Annotated in this window: 5 protein-coding genes; all 5 read right to left on the bottom strand. The window is 56.1% G+C overall.

Translation table 11 applies throughout. The annotated features are described in order from the left end of the window. Positions 1 to 384 precede the first annotated feature (384 nt). Entirely contained in the window at positions 385 to 1,383 is a 999-nt protein-coding gene (locus ABEA12_RS15270) for a cation diffusion facilitator family transporter (protein WP_210102378.1), read from the bottom strand. Continuing rightward, entirely contained in the window at positions 1,380 to 1,871 is a 492-nt protein-coding gene (locus ABEA12_RS15265) for a transporter substrate-binding domain-containing protein (protein ID WP_210102377.1), read from the bottom strand. Before ABEA12_RS15265 ends, ABEA12_RS15270 begins: the two co-directional genes overlap by 4 nt. Before the next feature lie 325 nt (positions 1,872 to 2,196). Further along, positions 2,197 to 2,577 (bottom strand): hypothetical protein, encoded by a 381-nt coding sequence (locus ABEA12_RS15260; RefSeq protein ID WP_210102376.1) that lies wholly within the window; start codon positions 2,575 to 2,577, stop codon positions 2,197 to 2,199. A 675-nt stretch (positions 2,578 to 3,252) separates the two neighbouring features. After that, complete coding sequence (locus tag ABEA12_RS15255) at positions 3,253 to 3,447, bottom strand: hypothetical protein (protein WP_210102375.1); 195 nt, start codon at positions 3,445 to 3,447, stop codon at positions 3,253 to 3,255. 119 nt (positions 3,448 to 3,566) lie between these two features. Further along, on the bottom strand, positions 3,567 to 4,190 hold the full coding sequence (locus ABEA12_RS15250; protein WP_210102374.1) for a hypothetical protein: 624 nt from the start codon (positions 4,188 to 4,190) through the stop codon (positions 3,567 to 3,569). Between the last annotated feature and the right edge of the window lie 686 nt (positions 4,191 to 4,876).

The raw sequence follows: 4,876 nt of genomic DNA, 5'->3' as shown, positions 1-4,876 counted from the left end.
TCAAAGCGCAACACCGGGTGTGTTGCAGCTCAGACCAGAGAATCACGTCCAGGGTGCCGGTTCCCTGTTCGTGGCGATGCAGTTCCACTTACGTGGACTGGCGGTTTCAAATACCGCTATTTAACAACACGCCGCCGATACACGCGAGCACAATCCTGGCCGCATCTTCCCTTGAATTCCTCGGATTAGGTAACCGAAAGACACCCGCTAGATTATTCAAAGAAGCCGTACGCCAGTTGTATACCTCGTTGTTTTTATACGGCTTTGCTGTGATGACAAATACGAGGCTTCCGTCATCGATAGCCTCTTGTGCCCCACCGCCAGGTTTCCAGTTTCGCGCCCCTGGGTAGTGGGTATCTTGCCGGCGAGGAGCAAACGGTGCGCTCAACGGTGACGTTCAGTTGGCCTGCTACGTGTCGATCCGTTCACTTCTTCAGGAAGCTGCTCGATCGGGACAAGAACAATGTCGTGCACTTTCCAATCCACCTCCAAACACCCCTCCCGCGCATCGGCGAGTTGACTCAGGGTCGGGGTTCGGCCGTATTTCGGAACAATGAATGACTCGATGTGGAAGACGTGTCCCTGGTCTCGAACACGGGAGCCAACTTCGTCCGCCCACGGCAGCTTCCGCAAGTAGTCGTTGACCTGAATAATAACGGGGTGGGTTTTTCCGTCATCAAAAGTCGTAGCTGCAGTGTCGATAAGGTCCGTGATCGCCGCGCGCATGTTCTTGATGCCATCGCGCAGGATACTCACGGCGATGAACAGCGCAGCAGCAGCGTCAGCCCACCACAAGCCCAACCCGATTCCTGCCACCCCAACGATCGACCCGGCCGCGGTCATCCAGTCGGCTTTGTTCATATCCGCATCTGCATACAGGACCTTGTCGTGCAGCTCCCGGGCGAGGCGCATTTTCACGCGCCCGAAATAAATCGGCAAAGGAATGGTCAAGGCCATCACGATCATCATCACCCACCCCAGCCACACGGGTTCACCGAATAGCACGATCGAACCGATCGGTGGGTGCTCGGCACTGATCAGTCCGGTAGCGGAATCCACAACCAGGAACACACCCATGGCAAACAAGGCCACCCCGGAAACCAAGTGAGCCACGCCCACCGCCCTGTGCAACCCGTAGGGGTATTTAGCAGTCGGAGGGCGGTTTACGATGCGAACTGCGACCAGAAACGCAATCGGCGGCGCCAACGAGAGCAGATCCTCGATCCATGCTGCTTTCATCGCTTGCGAGTTTCCCATCACCAGATAGACCATCGTGATGGCCACCGCCAAGAAGACCAAAGTGAACCACTCGATCTTTACTGCGGCGCGTAAGGCACGGACTTGCGGTTCAAGGAGCTCCGTGCGGCCAAAGCGAGGTTTCATGATCCCACCTGCGTTACGAGGAATTTCTCCAAGGCAACGAGAAGCGCGTTCTCGCCCATCCGCACGATCATGACGTGCTTATCCTGGCCCTCGACCGTAGTTGTCTCTAAGTAGGGGCGGGTGGCGGCTCCCTTATCAACCCAGGGGGTGTCTTCCAGAAAACCTCCGATGACGATATCAAGCTCCCCGCGCTCAAGACCATCCAACAGAACCGCTTCACTACCGGTGCTCCACTCGATCTCCGAGCCAATTTGTTCCGCGAAATCTGAAAGTAATCCGGGTTCAGTCCCTGTCGGTTCCGCAGTCTCGTCCCGCTTTACCCAAGGACTATTCTCGGTAGCTCCCACGCGCATAACACCGTCACGCATGCGGTCCAGGGTGCCGTGTGGGTCCGTGGGTATCTGGCTCCCACAAGCCGTCAACAGCAATGCGATCAATGCGACGACAACGGCCCATAAACGACGTTCGAAAATTTGATTTCCCACCATATGACAGACCATAACCAAAAGCTGCGCACTGAACCAGTTATCTTCACCCTGGACCGTGCATGGGCCGGCGGGTGCCCTGGAAAGTTATGGCTTACAAGACGAAAGAATCGGGTGGGTTGATCCCTGGAATCGTTACATTGGCGTCTATGGTTCCAAGGGCGGATGACGTGTCGTTTCTCTTGGGCCAAGTCGAGCTTGGTGTGCCCGATGCAGACGGAATCCACGAGAGGAACATCAGTCTTTGGATTGCGCTGCTGCCCAGTCCGGCTGCTGCATAACCAGCACTGCCCATAGCTACGCCTGCAACCAAGAAACTCCAGGGACCTTAGGTGGTGAAGGGTTGGGAGAGATACCTGGCTTCGAACGCAGTAGCGTTGGTCTTTGGTGCGCTTGGTCCCTCGGACTGGGCCCGGATCTCCGCACTGGTACGTCGCTTGGGCGATCCGGTGTACCGCACGTGGTCCATCGGTCGGTACGGGGTCTGGAGACCGGTCAGGAAACGTGCATGCCACAAGGGCGGGACCAGCGAGGTGAACTTGGGACGATCGGCAAGGAAAAGACGCATGGCCGGGCAGAAAGGCATCAATGCCAACCGTCTGCGGTGGACATCTCCCACGACGTGCAGCAGCAAGTACTCGATCATTTCCTCGGACTTGTAGCGTCGTTTGAGCTGGACATGATGCACCCACAACTCATCCTCGCTCATGCTGTACTGCACAAAACCCGCAAGGTCTCCCTGCACGAACAGCAGATACCGATGTTGTTCCTGGTTATTTTCAACGACCCGCATTGCTGCGCCCACCGCCTTCTGCCCACGACGCACCAAGGAGGTCACAGAAAAAATCTGCACCCGGTAACGGGGCAAATCGCCCAAAACCCGCAACAGATGAACCCAAACCAACGCACCGCTCCATGGAATACTCCATTCAAGGAATCCAAGGTCCGCTGATGGACCATCTTCAGTTTACAAGGGAGCCGGTAGAAATCCCTGTCAAGCCACGGAATGCCGCCCTTCCGTGACCGGCACTCTCCAGCTTCGGGAAAGAAAAAGGTCTTAGAGCTTTGTACCGTTGCCTGGATATCAAAGGCATCGTCGATACGCTCGATCCGGGCTGTGTCTGACGGTCCCGCAGCGCGAGGCGGTCCTGGGTCTACGATTTACCATGATGCCCGGCATGCAAAATCCCTTTACCACCACTCCTGCGAGGATCATTGGTTTCACCCTCCACCCCTGGTGAAAGGCATTGTGCTTAGTGTCCGCAAATTCGTTCGTCCGCTTGATCCATGGTTTTTAGGCCGCGGCAAAATTGGGCCCAAAGAACCAGAGGAAGGCATATGAGTTCCAATAGGACCCGGGTGTACGGAGATCGGATCGGTGGTGTCAACTGTTCTCGGGCCGCACCAAGCTGTCGTCGTCCACTTCAAGATCAGGCACCGGCGAAGGTTCTTCACCTGATTTTCTGGTCTTTTCCTGCTTCGCCTTCACATCCTTGATGGAAGGCTCGTAATCCCGGGAGGCCCGCAGGTCGGCGTCTGGAGTGGTGTCCTGTGGATCGTTAGGAGTTTGCCCAACCATGCTGATTCTCCTCAATAATGCCGGTGGTGTGACCGAAAATAACGTTAGTGGTGTGGCCGAAAGAGTTCAACACACTTGCATGACCGAGGAACGCCCTCGCGGCCTGCGAGCGTGCATAGTTAGGAATTTCGGTCGTGCTGGTGATTGATACTTGCCTGGTCGACCTTGCGGTGGAAACCCATGCCGGCTTTTCCTCCTAGGATCGCTGCCAACAGCGGGATGAGTACTGCGATGGCCAAGGCAATGAAGCCGCTTGCCGTGAGCATGTCGCTACTGACCGGGATCTGGGGTAGCCCGCCGATCTGATTCATGACATCGAATTTGTCTCCGGCGATCGCGGTGATGATCGCCAGAACGATCGCGATGATAATCGCCCACAACCACACCGCAAATCCTTGCTTCGCCCCGTTGAAGCGAGCCATGCGGCCTGCGACGTAGCCGCCGCAGTAGTAAGCAATAAACAAGATCACTGCGAAGACAATCGCCCCGATAATGCCGATGGTCTGCGCATTCTGGCTGGTCTGGTCCGCTGCCTCATGGGCGCCGGTGTCATTGGCTAGCCCGACGCTGAGTCCGATGGCGCTAAGCACGGCGGTAAGCAGGACCGCAATGCCAATGGCGGTCATCCACCCGAAGAAGGCGGACCCAAACTTGATCCCCCCGAATTCCCGCTTCTGCGCATCGACCACATCATCGCGTCGGGACCTGGGGGTGCTTGATCCTGCATTGGATTGCTGTGCCATGACTCTCCTTGAGTGCTTTCATTCACCAGGTGTCCGGTACCGCGTCCAGAAAACAAAAAAGCCGGATCATTCGCATGCGGTGAATTTTGGAAAATAGATTCATCAGTTCCTCTCCCATATTGGTCCTAGTTCCGCAACCGGGCAAGCCTTGTTCCCGAGCAACCCTCCACGGTGGTGATGTGGGGCTTTCTGGCATTAGCCGGGAAGCCCGGCTCGACCGTTTCATGCCGGCGAGCATGCCAAGGAGCAGACCAACCCATGGCGCGTAACTACTTTCACTGTCCCCTTAGCCGACCGCTGAACACATCAACGTATTAAGGAACGACTACACCTCGCTGGGCTGCAAAATCATGCCGTGTAGGTATCCACTGACACTGACACTTGCCTCAAAGGCCATGGAACTACTCCTTTGTGCACCGGAACCTGCAATATGGCGTACTCAGTCAGCCTTGACTCTCAACAAGCGTCTGGAAACCGCTTGGAAACGACGCCAGTGGTTATGACAAGTCGGAATAAACCTCTTTAGGATGAACCGTCGATGAAGGCCTTGGCATGCTCCACGGCTTTCTTGAACGCGTCATTGCGCAACCTCACCTTCTCCAGTTGCCCCGACTCAAGGTAGTCAGTAAGACCAGGTCGCAACAACCAAATATCCCCTTGAGGAGGAAGGTAAAACATCCCAAACG

Origin of the sequence: Paeniglutamicibacter antarcticus, assembly GCF_039544305.1 — a bacterium.
Classification (GTDB): Bacteria; Actinomycetota; Actinomycetes; order Actinomycetales; family Micrococcaceae; genus Paeniglutamicibacter; species Paeniglutamicibacter antarcticus_C.
The sequence above is the reverse complement of the archived record's forward strand: the minus strand, read 5'-3'. Positions and strand labels throughout refer to the sequence as shown.

Coding starts and splice junctions, on each gene's coding strand:
- ABEA12_RS15270 (WP_210102378.1), bottom strand. CDS start 1,383: ATGAAACCTCGCTTTGGCCGCACGGAGCTCCTTGAACCGCAAGTCCGT.
- ABEA12_RS15265 (WP_210102377.1), bottom strand. CDS start 1,871: ATGGTGGGAAATCAAATTTTCGAACGTCGTTTATGGGCCGTTGTCGTC.
- ABEA12_RS15260 (WP_210102376.1), bottom strand. CDS start 2,577: ATGAGCGAGGATGAGTTGTGGGTGCATCATGTCCAGCTCAAACGACGC.
- ABEA12_RS15255 (WP_210102375.1), bottom strand. CDS start 3,447: ATGGTTGGGCAAACTCCTAACGATCCACAGGACACCACTCCAGACGCC.
- ABEA12_RS15250 (WP_210102374.1), bottom strand. CDS start 4,190: ATGGCACAGCAATCCAATGCAGGATCAAGCACCCCCAGGTCCCGACGC.